The organism is Erysipelothrix sp. strain 2 (EsS2-7-Brazil) (assembly GCF_016617655.1).
GTDB lineage: Bacteria > Bacillota_I > Bacilli_A > Erysipelotrichales > Erysipelotrichaceae > Erysipelothrix > Erysipelothrix piscisicarius.
The window spans coordinates 54,508-67,694 of sequence record NZ_SCFT01000007.1; the positions used below are offsets into that span (position 1 = coordinate 54,508).

The following is a 13,187-nucleotide window of genomic DNA, read 5'->3' on the forward strand; positions in this document are numbered from 1 at the left end:
AATAAGCCTCCTATCGGTAATAGAGTTGTTTTAATTTAAAGTAATAGCTTAACTCGTAGACTGTAAAAAGGATTGCGATGGCATAAAGAATCGTGCTACTTTGCACAGAGAGTGGCCCCATCATGAGTGCAAAAAGATAAATGAGCATTGTCATTACAAGAATATTGCCTGCAAAGCGACGTGCAGGCGCATCAATTAAAATACTTCGTTCATCTTCATTCAATTGATCAATCTCTTCAAACAGAAATGTTTTCCAAGAATCTCCACTTTTTTTCTTGTAGATAAAAAGAATCGTTAGGGCAAATGTAATGAAAAGGAAGACCCATATAATAGAAATTTTAGCCTGAATTGTGACGGGTTCCACACCCGCATCAGTTATAATGAGTTGTTTTATCTTATCAAATTGGATCATGGTTCCAAGAAATCCCCAAATTAGAATGATGACATAAATAATTCGATTACGTGTTTGTTTCATAGTATTCCTCCTGTTAAGTTAACTTTACATCAAAGGAACCGCTATGTCAAGTTTGATTTACATGAAAGCAATAAGCACTTTATTTATTTCGTTTTGATAAATGGCTTTAAGTTGCGGAAATGCACCAACGGCATCGAATTCATCAGTTCATGCTTGAACTTACATCTTTAATTTCTTACGATTGATATGGTAGGAGGAAGTTATGATGAAAAAACCGAAAATAGTACTTCTTGTTTTATCGCTTTTGACACTTATTACTCCTGGATCTACAGTCCTCTCTGTGGCTGCAGATACTTCGATACAAGCGCAAAATACTGTTACGATTATGCACACCAATGATATGCACGGTCGTTTTGGTACGAAATCGCTTGGGCTTGCACACATTAAGACACTAAAAGATGAGATAAATCCACTACTATTAGTCGATGGTGGCGATGCCTTTCAAGGTCTACCGATTTCAAATGTAGATAAGGGTGCAAGTATGGCAAAAGTCATGAATGCCGTTGGCTATGATGCAATGGTCGTTGGAAACCACGAGTTTGATTTTGGTACGGCGGTTGCATTAGGTGAAGCGGAAGGTTTTGGTTCAAACGTAAAGTTTCCAGTCCTTTCATCAAATACGGTCTATACTGAGTCAAATCAAAAAGTCTTTAAAGAGTCGACGCTTATTTCAAAACCAAATTCAAACGCTGCCCTTATTGAAAAGGATGGTTATAAAATTGCGGTGATTGGGGCAACAACACCTGAAACTCAGACTAAAACGCATCCTAAAAATATTGAAGGCATATCATGGTTGGACCCAATTCCAACCGTTACACATGAAATTCTAAAAGAAGACTATCAGGATGTTGATTTTTATGTTGTCTTAACACATCTCGGTATTGATAATGAAACTAAAAATGCATGGCGCTCAGATACGCTAGCACAATCTTTATCTGAAAACAGTAGTATGAAAGATAAGAAGATTCTCATTGTAGATGGTCATTCTCATACGCCTATTGAAAATGGAATTCATGTCGGGGATAATGTAATCTTAGTTCAAACCGGAGAGCATTTAAACAACGTAGGACTTGTAACGCTTAATCTAGATGATTTCGGTTCAAGTGTTGCGAAATTAATTCCCTTAAAGGACATTGCAAATCAACCAGATCCAGAAATAATGAATATTATTCATACTTCAGATGCGGCATATTCAGATCTCGTCTCGAAAGTCATTAAAGAAAACAATATGATTGAATTCCAAGGACAACGGGATTGGGTACGTGTTCAAGAAACAAACTTGGGTAATATCATTACCGACTCGATGGTAGCTTATGGAAAAGAAGGATTTAAGAATCCTACAGATTTCGCGGTCATTAATGGTGGTGGTATTCGGGCAAATCTTTCGAAAGGACCGATAACATTAGGTGATGTGATCAGTGTATTGCCCTTTGGAAATGTCATGGCTCAAATTTCGGTAAACGGCCAACAAGTTTGGGATATGTTTGAGTTCTCGCTGCGTACTGATGTGCAAGATGCTCTTGATAATCATGGACTTCCAAAATTAGGTTCAAACGGAGGTTTCTTACATGTATCGGATACGATCCGCATCCATTATGATCCCACAAAAGATGCATCCAGTCGCGTCCTAGGAATTGAAATTTATGATGCTAATCAAGATCAATTCGTTCCAATTGATTTCGAAAAAACTTATTACATGGCGACCAATGATTTTCTTGCTGCTGGTGGCGATGGATACTCGATGTTGGGTGGTGCGCGTGAAGAAGGACCATCCCTTGATGCAGTCTTCGCAGATTTTATAGAACATAACGCATTTATCGATTGGGGACGCTATGATGAAACCCAAATTCCGCAACGAATTATTTCGATTCTTGAAAAAGATTATGCCAGCCCAGGTGTATCTCCTTTAGAATTTGGAGCGCTTGAGCAAATCTTGGATAAAGCAAAGGCAATTAAGGCGAATGATTATACAGAAGAGAGTTTTCAAAACCTTCAAGATGCGATTGCTATCGGAGAATCTTACCTTCAGACGCTAAGCAAGAGAACCGCTTCGCCTATTTCACAAGCCGATATTAATAAAGCGATTGAGCAGATTGAAGCGGCGATTGCGAATCTCAAACTTAAAGACATGAAGAAGCCAATCGTGGTTCCTGAAAAACCGGAAACACCTGGAATCGGTACAAAAGATCCAATTCTATCAAGTGAACAAGAAAGTTTAAATATTTCGACCTTACCCAAAACAGGAATCAACAATCGTTTTACTTACGGTCTAGGGAGCGGTTTAACAGTTCTTGGCTGGATTTTTGTGAGAGGAATTCACAAAAAGAAATCAATAACTAATAAGAAATAAGAGGCTAAATAAATATCAAGAATGAATATTAGAATTAACACGAAGTTTACACAATCTTCCGCGTCTTATAACTTTAATTTCCACTTGAATCTGTGGTAGAATAGTAATAGATAAGAAAGGGAGGATCATGTATGAAAAAAGTATTTCCACTCGCAATTCTTGGCGCCGCAATTGGAGCTGCAGGTTATTATATGAATCAAAATAACAAAAAGCATGTTGAGAAAACGATTGAAACTCTCGATGAAATTAGCCGATCAGCTGAAGATACGGTCTCAGAACTTGCACAAGAAATTGATGAATCGGAAGAAGCTTAGTAAAACTAAGCTTTTTTTAGTTTTACGGTCTCAAATATGATAAAATATCATAAGTAAACACATAAAAAGGTGAGGTAAATAATGAAAAAGACACTAATAGAACGACTTGTTCGTTATACAAAAATTAATACCCGTTCCGATGCGGCGTCCCAAACGATTCCATCATCGAAAAACCAATTTGATTTAGCTGAGGTTCTCTATAATGAGTGTATTCAAATCGGTCTTGAAAAAGTTCATATGGATGAATTTGGAATTGTGACGGCGCTTTGCCCATCAAATGTTGATGAGGAGGTACCGACCATTGGATTTATTGCGCACATGGATACAGCAGATTTTAATTCAGAGAATGTAAATCCTCGTGTTATTGAAAACTACGACGGATCTGATATCGTTTTAAATGAAGAACTTAATATAGTTTCTAAAGTATCGATGTTTCCATCACTAAAAGATTACGTAGGGAAAACATTAATTGTGACAGATGGTACAACGTTACTTGGCGCCGATAATAAAGCTGGAGTTACGGAAATTATGACTGCCATGGAATATCTTATTGAGCATCCAGAGGTAAAACATGGAGCTATTCGAATTGCGTTTACCATTGATGAAGAGATCGGTACAGGGGCTGAAAGTTTTGATGTTGAAGCATTTGGGGCTGATTTTGCCTATACTGTTGATGGTGGTGCTTTAGGCGAAATGGAATATGAAACATTTAATGCGGCGGAATCCGTTGTTACGGTGAAGGGTGTTTCGGTACATCCCGGTTCTGCAAAAGATACAATGGTAAATGCTTCTGTGGTAGCGCATGAATTCTTTGCGATGTTACCAGTTCATGAGCGACCTGAACACACTGAGGGTTATGAAGGATTTTACTTATTAACCGAAATGAGTTCAACTATTGAAGATGCAACGATGTCATTTATCATTCGTGATCATGATATGGATCGATTTATAAGTCGTAAAGCAATGTTGGACACCATTGCATCAAAACTTAATGAAAAATATGGTTATGACTGTGTTTCTGTGAAAACAACGGATACATACTACAATATGAAAAACATTATTGAAAAAGATATGAGTATTGTTGAACTTGCAAAGAAGGCAATGGTTTCCATTGGTGTTGAACCTATTATTGCGCCAGTACGTGGTGGTACCGATGGATCACGTCTTTCTTACATGGGATTACCAACTCCCAACCTCTTTACAGGTGGTGAAAACTTCCACGGTAAACATGAGTTTGCGGTCGTGGAAACAATGGCAAAAGCTACAGAATTAATTATTGCGATTTCAGAATTAAATACAGAGCGCTAGTTTGGAGTGATTAGAGTTGAAACAATTAGCAGTTAATGGATTAACGTTTTCATATGATGGTTCAAGAAATGCTGTTGATAACGTATCATTTGATGTTAAAAAAGGGGATTATGTAACCGTAATTGGTCATAATGGAAGTGGTAAATCTACCCTTGCAAAACTAATAATCGGATTACTTGATTGTAAAGAAGGAACCATTGAAATTGATAATTTACGCTTAAATCCTGACAATGTATATGATATACGCGAGAAAATTGCAATCGTATTTCAAAATCCGGACAACCAGTTTATTGGTTCCACTGTTCGCGATGACATCGCATTTGGATTGGAAAATCGAATGATTGATCCAAGTGAGATGGATGCTTTGATCCACGCGTATTCAAAACGTGTTGGGATGGAAGATTTTCTGAGTCATGAACCTACTAAATTAAGTGGAGGACAAAAACAACGTGTTGCAATTGCAGGTGTTTTAGCCATGCAACCGGAGTTGTTAGTTTTAGATGAGGCAACAAGCATGCTTGATCCCAAGGGTCGAAAAGAAGTGAATGATCTCGTTCATGAATTGCATACAGAAAATAAAATGAGCATTTTATCCATTACCCATGATATCGAAGAAGTGACAATGAGTGATTATGTCATCGTTATGAATGACGGAAAAATTGCAATGCAAGGAACTCCAGAAGAAATTTTAGTTCACGCGGAACGTTTGGTTAAACTCTCATTGGATATTCCTTTTAGTCTTAAATTTTACCAAGCAATGAAGGCTTATGGAATTACATTATCAACGCCATATGATTTAGAAGGGATGGTGGAAGAATTATGTCAATTACATTCGAAAATGTAAGTTATGTTTATGCACCCAATTCGCCATTTTCCCATCATGCGTTGACGGATATTAATACATCCATCCAAACAGGTAAGATTACGGCCATTATTGGAGCAACAGGAAGTGGTAAATCAACTTTGGTCCAACATTTGAATGGACTTATCCAGCCCAGTCATGGCAGGGTAACAATCTTAGACCATAAAATACAAGCAAATGATAAAACACATAATTTGAAGCAATTACGTTCAAAGGTTGGCTTGGTATTTCAATTTCCAGAGATGCAACTCTTTGAAGAAACGATTTACAAAGATGTTGCTTTTGGACCGAAGAATTTTGGTTTTGATGAGAAACAAATTCAAGAGAACGTTGCCCGATCATTAAATCTTGTTGGAATTCAACCGGAAATATGGGAGCGATCGCCTTTAGATCTTTCAGGAGGCCAAAAACGTCGCGTTGCAATTGCAGGGGTTCTTGCAACCAATCCAGATGTAATCGTTCTTGATGAACCGACTGCAGGCTTGGATCCACAAGGAAGCAAGGACATGATGGATTTATTTGTTCGATTGAATCAAGAGATGAACAAAACAGTGATTATGGTTACCCATGATATGGACCATGTCCTAAGATATGCAGATAATGTTTTAGTGCTAAATCAAGGCCGCGTCTATTACGATGGACCTGTTAAGGAATTCTTTGACGATCCAAATAAGCTTGAGACCTTGGGCTTTGTAGCGCCGAAAATATTGCAGTTGAAGCAACTACTCAAAAAGCGTGGTTTTGATACAGACTCGTCTTTAGAACTTGATGAGATTGCTGGAATGATCAAGGGGGAATTAAAATGAACGATATTGCACTCGGTCGTTATGTCCCACTCGATTCTAAAATTCATAAAATGGATCCGCGAATTAAAATTATTGCAATGCTTGTCTTAATGGTATCGATTTTTATGGTTAAAAATGTTTGGGCGAATGGGTTGCTCTTCCTCTTTTTTGTATGTGCAATCCTTGCCTCCAAATTAACATTTAAATTTATTCTGAAATCAATTAAACCGATGATGTTTATGCTTATCTTCTTATTTGTGATGAATATGTTTCTAATACGAGATGGGGAATTGTTGGTACATGTTGGTTTCTTTAAAATATACAGCGGAGCACTATATCAAACGGCATTTATTGTTACGCGATTAGTCTTGATGATTATGGTCACAACACTTCTGACGGCAACAACGGCACCCCTCGATCTAACACTTGGTATTGAAGATTTGTTGAATCCCTTGAAGAAAATTGGCGTGCCTTCTCATGAAATCGCGATGATGATTTCGATTGCGCTTCGCTTTATCCCAACGCTTATTGAAGACACGCAACGAATAATGGATGCTCAAGCGAGTCGTGGGGTTGATCTCAAAGAGGGAACATTTAAAGAGAAAATAAACGGTGCAATTTCTATGTTGATTCCTTTATTTGTTTCAATTTACCATCGTGCGGAAGATCTAGCGGATGCAATGGAAGCACGTGGTTATTATCCTGGTAAAACCCGAACCCGTTATAAGCAACTTAAAATTACTGCTTCGGATTGGATGATGCTGTTTCTCTGTATCATGATCCTCATTGCTGTGATTGGAATGGGGCGCTTCTAATGCGATTTAAAGCGACAGTTCAATACGATGGATCTATGTTTAAAGGCTGGCAAAAACAGCCGTCAGGTCGTTGTATTCAAACTGAAATTGAATCAGTCCTCACAAGAATCAATAAAATTCCAATTCATATCAGTGGATCAGGACGCACTGATGCAGGCGTTCATGCCTTAGGTCAAGTCTTTCATTTTGATAACATCGTAAATATGGACGAAAAACAATTGTTTCGTGCACTTAATACACTTTTACCCGATGATATCTCAATAACAGATATCCATCCAGTTCATTCTGATTTTCATGCTCGTTTTGATGTTGTGTCGAAAACGTATGAATATCGGTTAAACATGGGGTCTTACAATCTTTTCGAACGAAACTATGTTTATCAATACAATAAGTCTTTAGATCTTCAAGCTATTCGAGAAGCGATGCAAGTTTTTATTGGAACGCATGATTTTACTTCATTCAATGCGACCGGTCTTGATGAAATTGAAAATCAGGTTCGAACCATTTCTGATTTTGATCTCATCGTAGCGGGTGATCAATTAAGTTTTGTAGTTTCTGGAGATGGATTTTTGCGTTATATGGTTCGCATGATCGTTGCGACATGTGTTGCATGTGGGAGTGGTAAATGTACACCTCACGATATCAATTTGATGCTCAAAGCAGCAGATAAAAACAGTGTTTCCTACAATATTGATGCTTGTGGTTTATACTTGAAGGAAGTTAACTATAAATAAAGCTTGTTTTCTTGACATGAGCCTTTAAAAAGCATACAATAGTAATCGGCACTTTATGCCAATAGTAGCCCCGGAAACTACTTTTGGTTTAGGAGGAAATTATTATGCGTCAAACAACTATGACGAAACCAGCAGAGGTTGTACGCCAATGGTACATCGTCGACGGAACAAACATGACATTAGGTCGTCTTGCGAGTGAAGTTGCACATGTATTACGTGGTAAACACAAACCTTCATACACACCTAACGTTGATGGTGGAGATTACGTAATCGTAATCAACGCTGACAAGATTAAAGTCAGTGGAGATCAAGAATATAAGAAAATGTACTACAATCACTCACACTACCCAGGTGGTATGAGAGAGCGTTCAACACGTACAATGCGCGAAACATACACAATCGAATGGGTTGAAAGAGCTATTCATGGTATGTTACCACATACACGTTTAGGCGATAAACAACGTACACACTTATTTGTATACAAGGGCGAAAACCACCCTCACGCAGCACAACAACCTGTGGAAATGGTTATTAAGGGATAGGAGAATATATGACAACAAAAAATAAAAACGCTGTACAATACCTAGGTACAGGACGTCGTAAGACATCTGTTGCTCGTGTTTATTTAACTCCTGGAACAGGTGTGATTACAATTAATCACAAACCAATTGAAGAGCATTTGCCTTCAGAACTATTACGTATGACAGTTCGTTCACCATTTGAAGTTACTTCAACTCAAGATACATTTGACGTAAACGTTAATGTTAAAGGTGGCGGTTTAACAGGTCAAGCCGGAGCAATCCGTCATGGTATTACTCGTGCTTTAATGGAAGCATCAGCAGATTACCGTCCATTGTTAAAAGCAGCTGGATTCGTTACACGTGATCCACGTGCTAAAGAACGTAAAAAACCAGGTCTACGCGGCGCTCGTCGTGCACCTCAATTCTCAAAACGTTAATCTCAAAGATTTTCAATTTTGGAAACTCTCACTTCGGTGGGAGTTTTTTTTATCTTATTCACAAGATGGGTGTGTTAAAAATGATGCACTAAAATCACGATTGTGATTGTTCCTAAAGGAAATTTCACAATTTTAGAAATATCAATTGACACCCTTATTTATAGATGATATATTGTTAAGGCAGTTAAGAAATGGGCCTGTAGCTCAGTTGGTTAGAGCGCACCCCTGATAAGGGTGAGGTCGCTGGTTCGAATCCATTCAGGCCCACCATTTCTTTAATAAATTTTTGGGGTTTTAGCTCAGCTGGGAGAGCGCCTGCCTTGCACGCAGGAGGTCAACGGTTCGATCCCGTTAAGCTCCACCAATTTTAAATTAACAGCCATTCAATGAATGGCTTTTTTTATTGATACTTCAAAATTTGGAAGGGTGAAATTATCACTTATCCAGGCGTTTTAGCGATTCTAAGCCCTGTTTGATGCATTTATAACTATAACTGGCATACATACCGTTTAACGCTTAGGAGCGCCCAAATAAAGGGGTGTAAATATATTGGAAATATATACTATATTGCCGAATTTACTATTGTTTTTTTTAGGAACCTGTGATATTATAAATACACGAAATACATGGGGTTTTAGCTCAGCTGGGAGAGCGCCTGCCTTGCACGCAGGAGGTCAACGGTTCGATCCCGTTAAGCTCCACCAAATTTCAAATAACAAACGACATCAGATGTCGTTTTTTTTATTGCGATTCGTAGTTTAATCTTGAATTGTGTGATGATTGGGCACAAGATTATCACAGTCATTTCATTGCAAATATTTAGGTATCGGCGTTATACTATACATATAGGAGGATTTTGAGATGAATAACTTGTATGAAGAAATGAATGTATTTTTGGCTGATCAAATTGTTTTGGGTATGAAAATTCATAATATCCACTGGTTCTTAAAAGGTGAAGGCTTCTTCCCTGTTCACGAACAAATGGACACCTATTATGAAGAAGCAGAAGAACGTATTGATGAAGTTGCTGAACGCCTTCTAACAATCGGATCAAAGCCTGTAGGAAGCTTAGCAGAAGTCCTAAAAATGACTTCGATTAAAGAATTGGATCAATCTTGGAAAACAGCAAAAGAAGGTTTTGAGCACCTTATTGTTGATTTTGAACACATGAATCGTTCTGCATTACGATTGGTTGAACTTGCTGAAGCAGCAAACGACCCTGGAACTGCGGACTACTTTACGGCAGTGTCACAAGATCTTGGCAAAAACTTATGGATGTTTAATGCTTACATTCGTGACTAAGTTGTTATTTTAGAGCATCTTTTGATGCTCTTTTTTTTATATTTGAACTTATTTTGTCGCGGTTTAATCACGTTTTTTGGTTTATTTTTTTATTTGTTTGATTTGACTCATTTCGTGTTGACATGGCTGTTTGAGAGTGGTATATTATTAAGGCAGTTAAGAAATGGGCCTGTAGCTCAGTTGGTTAGAGCGCACCCCTGATAAGGGTGAGGTCGCTGGTTCGAATCCATTCAGGCCCACCATTTCTTTTGTTTAAATTTGGGGTTTTAGCTCAGCTGGGAGAGCGCCTGCCTTGCACGCAGGAGGTCAACGGTTCGATCCCGTTAAGCTCCACCAATTTATCAATTCGTAAACGTTCTACTGAGATCGATGATCCTTGTATGAACGTTTTTTTTTTTATAGATTTGATGAGTGAATGAGAGAGTCCGTGTTCTCTTATTTAGAGACGATTCGATACGTTTTAGAGTCTTTGGATGTCCTTATCCTTGATGATGTCTTGAGTGTGTTCGGATTGCTGAATTTGGAACATTTGCGGCATATAGGGTGATGTAAAAGCACGGTAGCGTAAAAAGTGATAATTGTTTGAAAATCTTATTGACACACTATGTTTTGGGTGGTATATTATTAAGGCAGTCAAGGAAATGGGCCTGTAGCTCAGTTGGTTAGAGCGCACCCCTGATAAGGGTGAGGTCGCTGGTTCGAATCCATTCAGGCCCACCATTTTTACTTGACAATAAGATTTGGGGTTTTAGCTCAGCTGGGAGAGCGCCTGCCTTGCACGCAGGAGGTCAACGGTTCGATCCCGTTAAGCTCCACCATATATAAATTAACGCATGACTACGGTCATGCTTTTTTTGTATGGGGATGTTTATCACAATAATACATAGAACTGTCGACAAAATGTCCCTGTTGTGAACTCATTTCCCGTTATAATAAGGATAAGAGGTGGTAGGATGATTAAAACAATTGATTTACATCATGATGACGTGATGCGACTTGTGGATGTATGGGAGCAGTCTGTGCGTGATACGCATGATTTTATTACTGAAGCAATGATTGATGCGATGCGTCCAGAAGTTCATACCGCATTTGCATCAATGGATGCAGTCGTTGTCTATGAGGATCATCATATGATTTCAGGGTTTATGGGCGTATTAAATCAAAAGGTCGAGATGCTCTTTCTTGATGCATCTGCTCGAGGGCATGGTGTGGGTTCGCGTCTCATCCACTATGCGATTTCAGAATTCTCTGTAAATCGAGTTGATGTGAATGAACAAAATTATCAAGCGCGGGGATTTTATGAACATTTGGGTTTTGAGGTGTATGACCGTTCAGAATGTGATGATGCAGGTCGTCCGTTCCCAATCTTACATATGAAGCGTTCTAGGGTGGTTTGAGTGTGTTTTTTTTTCGATTTACATGCTTTATTTGAGAAATGTTAATTTAATTTCATATTCACCGTTTTTTCACGTGGTATCATGAGAATGGTCGAATTTTATAAATGGAGGCATACTATGCAATTATTGGCTGCACAATCACAGTCTATTATGGATTTGGGAATTCACGTAATTTTAGGTGGGTTCGGTTTATTCATGTTGGGAATTAATTTATTGGGAGATGGTTTTAAAAAAGTAGCGGGAAACCGCATGCGGGATTATATTGATAAATATACGAGCAATCTTTTTTCTGCAATTTTAGTGGGGGCTTTGATTACAGGAATTATGCAATCGAGTTCTGCGGCTACGGTTATTTCCATTTCGCTTGTTCGCGCGGGCTTAATGCGCTTAGATCAAGCAATCGGAATTTCTTTAGGCGCAAATATTGGTACGACTGTAACGGCGATTATCGTTGGATTAAATATTGATGAAATGGGTTATTTCTTCTTATTTATTGGGGCAATGATGGTGCTCTTTGCGTCACGTCGTGATATTAAAAACTATGGACAAGTTGTTCTTGCATTTGGTTTAACATTCGTTGGGTTACAGATTATGAGTGAAAAGCTCATGCTTATACAACAAATGCCATTTTTTGAAGCGTTAATGGTGCAACTCTCTGATCATCCTTGGTTTGCGATGTTAGGTGGTACGGTGTTAACTGGAATTATTAATTCATCTTCCGCAACAATTGCGGTTGTTCAAAAGATTTATGGTAACGGTGGTATGTCCATGGTTGCTGCGACGGCGTTTGTATTTGGTTCAAATATTGGTACGACGGTGACAGCATTGTTTGCGTCAATGGGTGGTTCCATTGCAACACGTCGTGCTGGTTTGTTCCATACTATGTTTAACGTTATTGGGGCAGTCTTGATGATGTTATTTGTAACACCTTATTCACAATTTATTTTAAAAATTAATGCCTTAATGGGTGGTACGGATGCTATGGCCGTGGGAATTGCGCATTTTGTATTTAACCTGTTCTTTGCAATTCTGGTAATTCCGTTTGTTCCAGCCTTTATACGTCTTCTTAAGATCTTAATTCCTGGTGAAGATAAAATTAGAAGTCGTGAAAAACTGAAACCTCTTGATCGTGATATTATTCATACTTATCCAGAAGGCGCGCTTCAACTGGCAAAAGCACGCACCACCAAAATGGGTGACTTGGTTCTGGAAGCCGTGGATGCATCTCATGGTTACTTACATTCTAAGGATGACGAGGATTATGAGATTGTCATGCAACTTGAAGGTATGGTGAACCAGTTGGATACGGAATTGACGGAGTACCTCCTTGAAATTATGAAACATAGTAATTCTGATTCACATATCGCGGATACGTATACAAAGTATTTAGAAGTAATTAAAAATTATGAACGTATGAGTGATTTATCAACCAATCTCGTTGAGTTTTATCGTATGGTTTTTGAAAATCGTGAGAATTTCTCTGAAGATGCTTTGCATGATTTAGATACAATGTATAAACTTCTTATGGATATGATGCGTCGTTCACTCAAAATCTTTGATACTGAGGATTTAACGCGTTTTGATGCTTTAATCCGCGATGAGGAGTATCTAGACTTGATTGAAGATAAATATCGTGAGAAACACTTCCAACGCATGGCGGAAGGGATTTGTGATGAAAAGGTTGCAAGTTCTATCTTCATTGACGTTCTCGGTATTTTAGAACGTATTGGAGATCATGGCGTTAATGTTTCACGTTATGTACATTCCGCAGTTGGTGTGCATTCCAATCGTGAAGATGTTATTTTAAAATCAAATAATTAAATCGAAAACTGAAACGCATAAGTTTCAGTTTTTTTCTTTTAACTCTTTTAAAGAAATATATACCAT

General features: G+C 38.2%; 13 protein-coding genes and 7 tRNA genes. 19 read left to right on the forward strand and 1 reads right to left on the reverse strand.

What is annotated here, in order from left to right; translation table 11 throughout:
* Positions 1 to 10 precede the first annotated feature (10 nt).
* Positions 11 to 475 (reverse strand): hypothetical protein, encoded by a 465-nt coding sequence (locus EPJ90_RS04775; protein WP_125164283.1) that lies wholly within the window; start codon positions 473 to 475, stop codon positions 11 to 13.
* 202 nt (positions 476 to 677) lie between these two features.
* Between EPJ90_RS04775 and EPJ90_RS04780 the strand changes: the two genes are divergently transcribed.
* From EPJ90_RS04780 to EPJ90_RS04870, 19 genes are all read left to right on the forward strand, one after another.
* Positions 678 to 2,825: a 5'-nucleotidase C-terminal domain-containing protein gene (locus EPJ90_RS04780; RefSeq protein WP_244660379.1), complete on the forward strand. Its 2,148-nt coding sequence runs from the start codon at positions 678 to 680 to the stop codon at positions 2,823 to 2,825.
* A 131-nt stretch (positions 2,826 to 2,956) separates the two neighbouring features.
* Complete coding sequence (locus EPJ90_RS04785; RefSeq protein ID WP_125164284.1) at positions 2,957 to 3,139, forward strand: hypothetical protein; 183 nt, start codon at positions 2,957 to 2,959, stop codon at positions 3,137 to 3,139.
* A gap of 81 nt (positions 3,140 to 3,220) precedes the next feature.
* Positions 3,221 to 4,447 carry a peptidase T gene (gene pepT, locus EPJ90_RS04790; protein WP_200542731.1) on the forward strand — a complete coding sequence of 409 codons (1,227 nt, stop codon included), beginning with the start codon at positions 3,221 to 3,223 and terminating at the stop codon, positions 4,445 to 4,447.
* A 16-nt stretch (positions 4,448 to 4,463) separates the two neighbouring features.
* Positions 4,464 to 5,291, forward strand: a complete 828-nt coding sequence (locus tag EPJ90_RS04795; RefSeq protein ID WP_161637331.1) for an energy-coupling factor transporter ATPase — start codon at positions 4,464 to 4,466, stop codon at positions 5,289 to 5,291.
* Positions 5,267 to 6,115, forward strand: coding sequence for an energy-coupling factor transporter ATPase (locus tag EPJ90_RS04800; protein WP_200542732.1), 849 nt, complete (start codon positions 5,267 to 5,269; stop codon positions 6,113 to 6,115). The genes EPJ90_RS04795 and EPJ90_RS04800 overlap by 25 nt, the downstream gene beginning before the upstream one ends.
* The gene (locus EPJ90_RS04805; protein ID WP_125164287.1) at positions 6,112 to 6,909 is read left to right on the forward strand and encodes an energy-coupling factor transporter transmembrane component T family protein; all 798 of its coding nucleotides are present in this window, start codon (positions 6,112 to 6,114) and stop codon (positions 6,907 to 6,909) included. The genes EPJ90_RS04800 and EPJ90_RS04805 overlap by 4 nt, the downstream gene beginning before the upstream one ends.
* Positions 6,909 to 7,643 (forward strand): tRNA pseudouridine(38-40) synthase TruA, encoded by a 735-nt coding sequence (gene truA / locus EPJ90_RS04810; RefSeq protein ID WP_200542733.1) that lies wholly within the window; start codon positions 6,909 to 6,911, stop codon positions 7,641 to 7,643. The genes EPJ90_RS04805 and truA overlap by 1 nt, the downstream gene beginning before the upstream one ends.
* 104 nt (positions 7,644 to 7,747) lie before the next feature.
* Positions 7,748 to 8,185 carry a 50S ribosomal protein L13 gene (rplM, locus tag EPJ90_RS04815; RefSeq protein WP_125164289.1) on the forward strand — a complete coding sequence of 146 codons (438 nt, stop codon included), beginning with the start codon at positions 7,748 to 7,750 and terminating at the stop codon, positions 8,183 to 8,185.
* A gap of 8 nt (positions 8,186 to 8,193) precedes the next feature.
* A complete protein-coding gene (gene rpsI, locus EPJ90_RS04820) occupies positions 8,194 to 8,601 on the forward strand; it encodes a 30S ribosomal protein S9 (protein ID WP_018579469.1) in 408 nt (135 codons plus the stop codon).
* A gap of 193 nt (positions 8,602 to 8,794) precedes the next feature.
* A tRNA-Ile gene (locus EPJ90_RS04825) sits at positions 8,795 to 8,871 on the forward strand.
* 18 nt (positions 8,872 to 8,889) lie between these two features.
* Positions 8,890 to 8,965: transfer RNA gene (locus EPJ90_RS04830), tRNA-Ala, on the forward strand.
* A gap of 264 nt (positions 8,966 to 9,229) precedes the next feature.
* Positions 9,230 to 9,305: transfer RNA gene (locus tag EPJ90_RS04835), tRNA-Ala, on the forward strand.
* 157 nt (positions 9,306 to 9,462) lie between these two features.
* Positions 9,463 to 9,903 carry a Dps family protein gene (locus EPJ90_RS04840; RefSeq protein ID WP_200542734.1) on the forward strand — a complete coding sequence of 147 codons (441 nt, stop codon included), beginning with the start codon at positions 9,463 to 9,465 and terminating at the stop codon, positions 9,901 to 9,903.
* Positions 9,904 to 10,068: 165 nt separating this feature from the next.
* Positions 10,069 to 10,145 (forward strand) — tRNA-Ile (locus tag EPJ90_RS04845).
* Between the two features lie 18 nt (positions 10,146 to 10,163).
* A tRNA-Ala gene (locus EPJ90_RS04850) sits at positions 10,164 to 10,239 on the forward strand.
* Between the two features lie 307 nt (positions 10,240 to 10,546).
* Positions 10,547 to 10,623: transfer RNA gene (locus EPJ90_RS04855), tRNA-Ile, on the forward strand.
* Positions 10,624 to 10,645: 22 nt separating this feature from the next.
* Positions 10,646 to 10,721: transfer RNA gene (locus tag EPJ90_RS04860), tRNA-Ala, on the forward strand.
* A 135-nt stretch (positions 10,722 to 10,856) separates the two neighbouring features.
* On the forward strand, positions 10,857 to 11,300 hold the full coding sequence (locus EPJ90_RS04865) for a GNAT family N-acetyltransferase (protein WP_161637334.1): 444 nt from the start codon (positions 10,857 to 10,859) through the stop codon (positions 11,298 to 11,300).
* Positions 11,301 to 11,417: 117 nt separating this feature from the next.
* On the forward strand, positions 11,418 to 13,121 hold the full coding sequence (locus tag EPJ90_RS04870; RefSeq protein WP_200542735.1) for a Na/Pi cotransporter family protein: 1,704 nt from the start codon (positions 11,418 to 11,420) through the stop codon (positions 13,119 to 13,121).
* Positions 13,122 to 13,187: the final 66 nt, after the last annotated feature.

Bases quoted from the DNA above. Each gene is read 5' to 3' on its own strand.
- EPJ90_RS04775 (WP_125164283.1), bottom strand. From the start codon at position 475: ATGAAACAAACACGTAATCGAATTATTTATGTCATCATTCTAATTTGG.
- EPJ90_RS04780 (WP_244660379.1), top strand. From the start codon at position 678: ATGATGAAAAAACCGAAAATAGTACTTCTTGTTTTATCGCTTTTGACA.
- EPJ90_RS04785 (WP_125164284.1), top strand. From the start codon at position 2,957: ATGAAAAAAGTATTTCCACTCGCAATTCTTGGCGCCGCAATTGGAGCT.
- pepT (WP_200542731.1), top strand. From the start codon at position 3,221: ATGAAAAAGACACTAATAGAACGACTTGTTCGTTATACAAAAATTAAT.
- EPJ90_RS04800 (WP_200542732.1), top strand. From the start codon at position 5,267: ATGTCAATTACATTCGAAAATGTAAGTTATGTTTATGCACCCAATTCG.
- EPJ90_RS04805 (WP_125164287.1), top strand. From the start codon at position 6,112: ATGAACGATATTGCACTCGGTCGTTATGTCCCACTCGATTCTAAAATT.
- truA (WP_200542733.1), top strand. From the start codon at position 6,909: ATGCGATTTAAAGCGACAGTTCAATACGATGGATCTATGTTTAAAGGC.
- rplM (WP_125164289.1), top strand. From the start codon at position 7,748: ATGCGTCAAACAACTATGACGAAACCAGCAGAGGTTGTACGCCAATGG.
- rpsI (WP_018579469.1), top strand. From the start codon at position 8,194: ATGACAACAAAAAATAAAAACGCTGTACAATACCTAGGTACAGGACGT.
- EPJ90_RS04840 (WP_200542734.1), top strand. From the start codon at position 9,463: ATGAATAACTTGTATGAAGAAATGAATGTATTTTTGGCTGATCAAATT.
- EPJ90_RS04865 (WP_161637334.1), top strand. From the start codon at position 10,857: ATGATTAAAACAATTGATTTACATCATGATGACGTGATGCGACTTGTG.
- EPJ90_RS04870 (WP_200542735.1), top strand. From the start codon at position 11,418: ATGCAATTATTGGCTGCACAATCACAGTCTATTATGGATTTGGGAATT.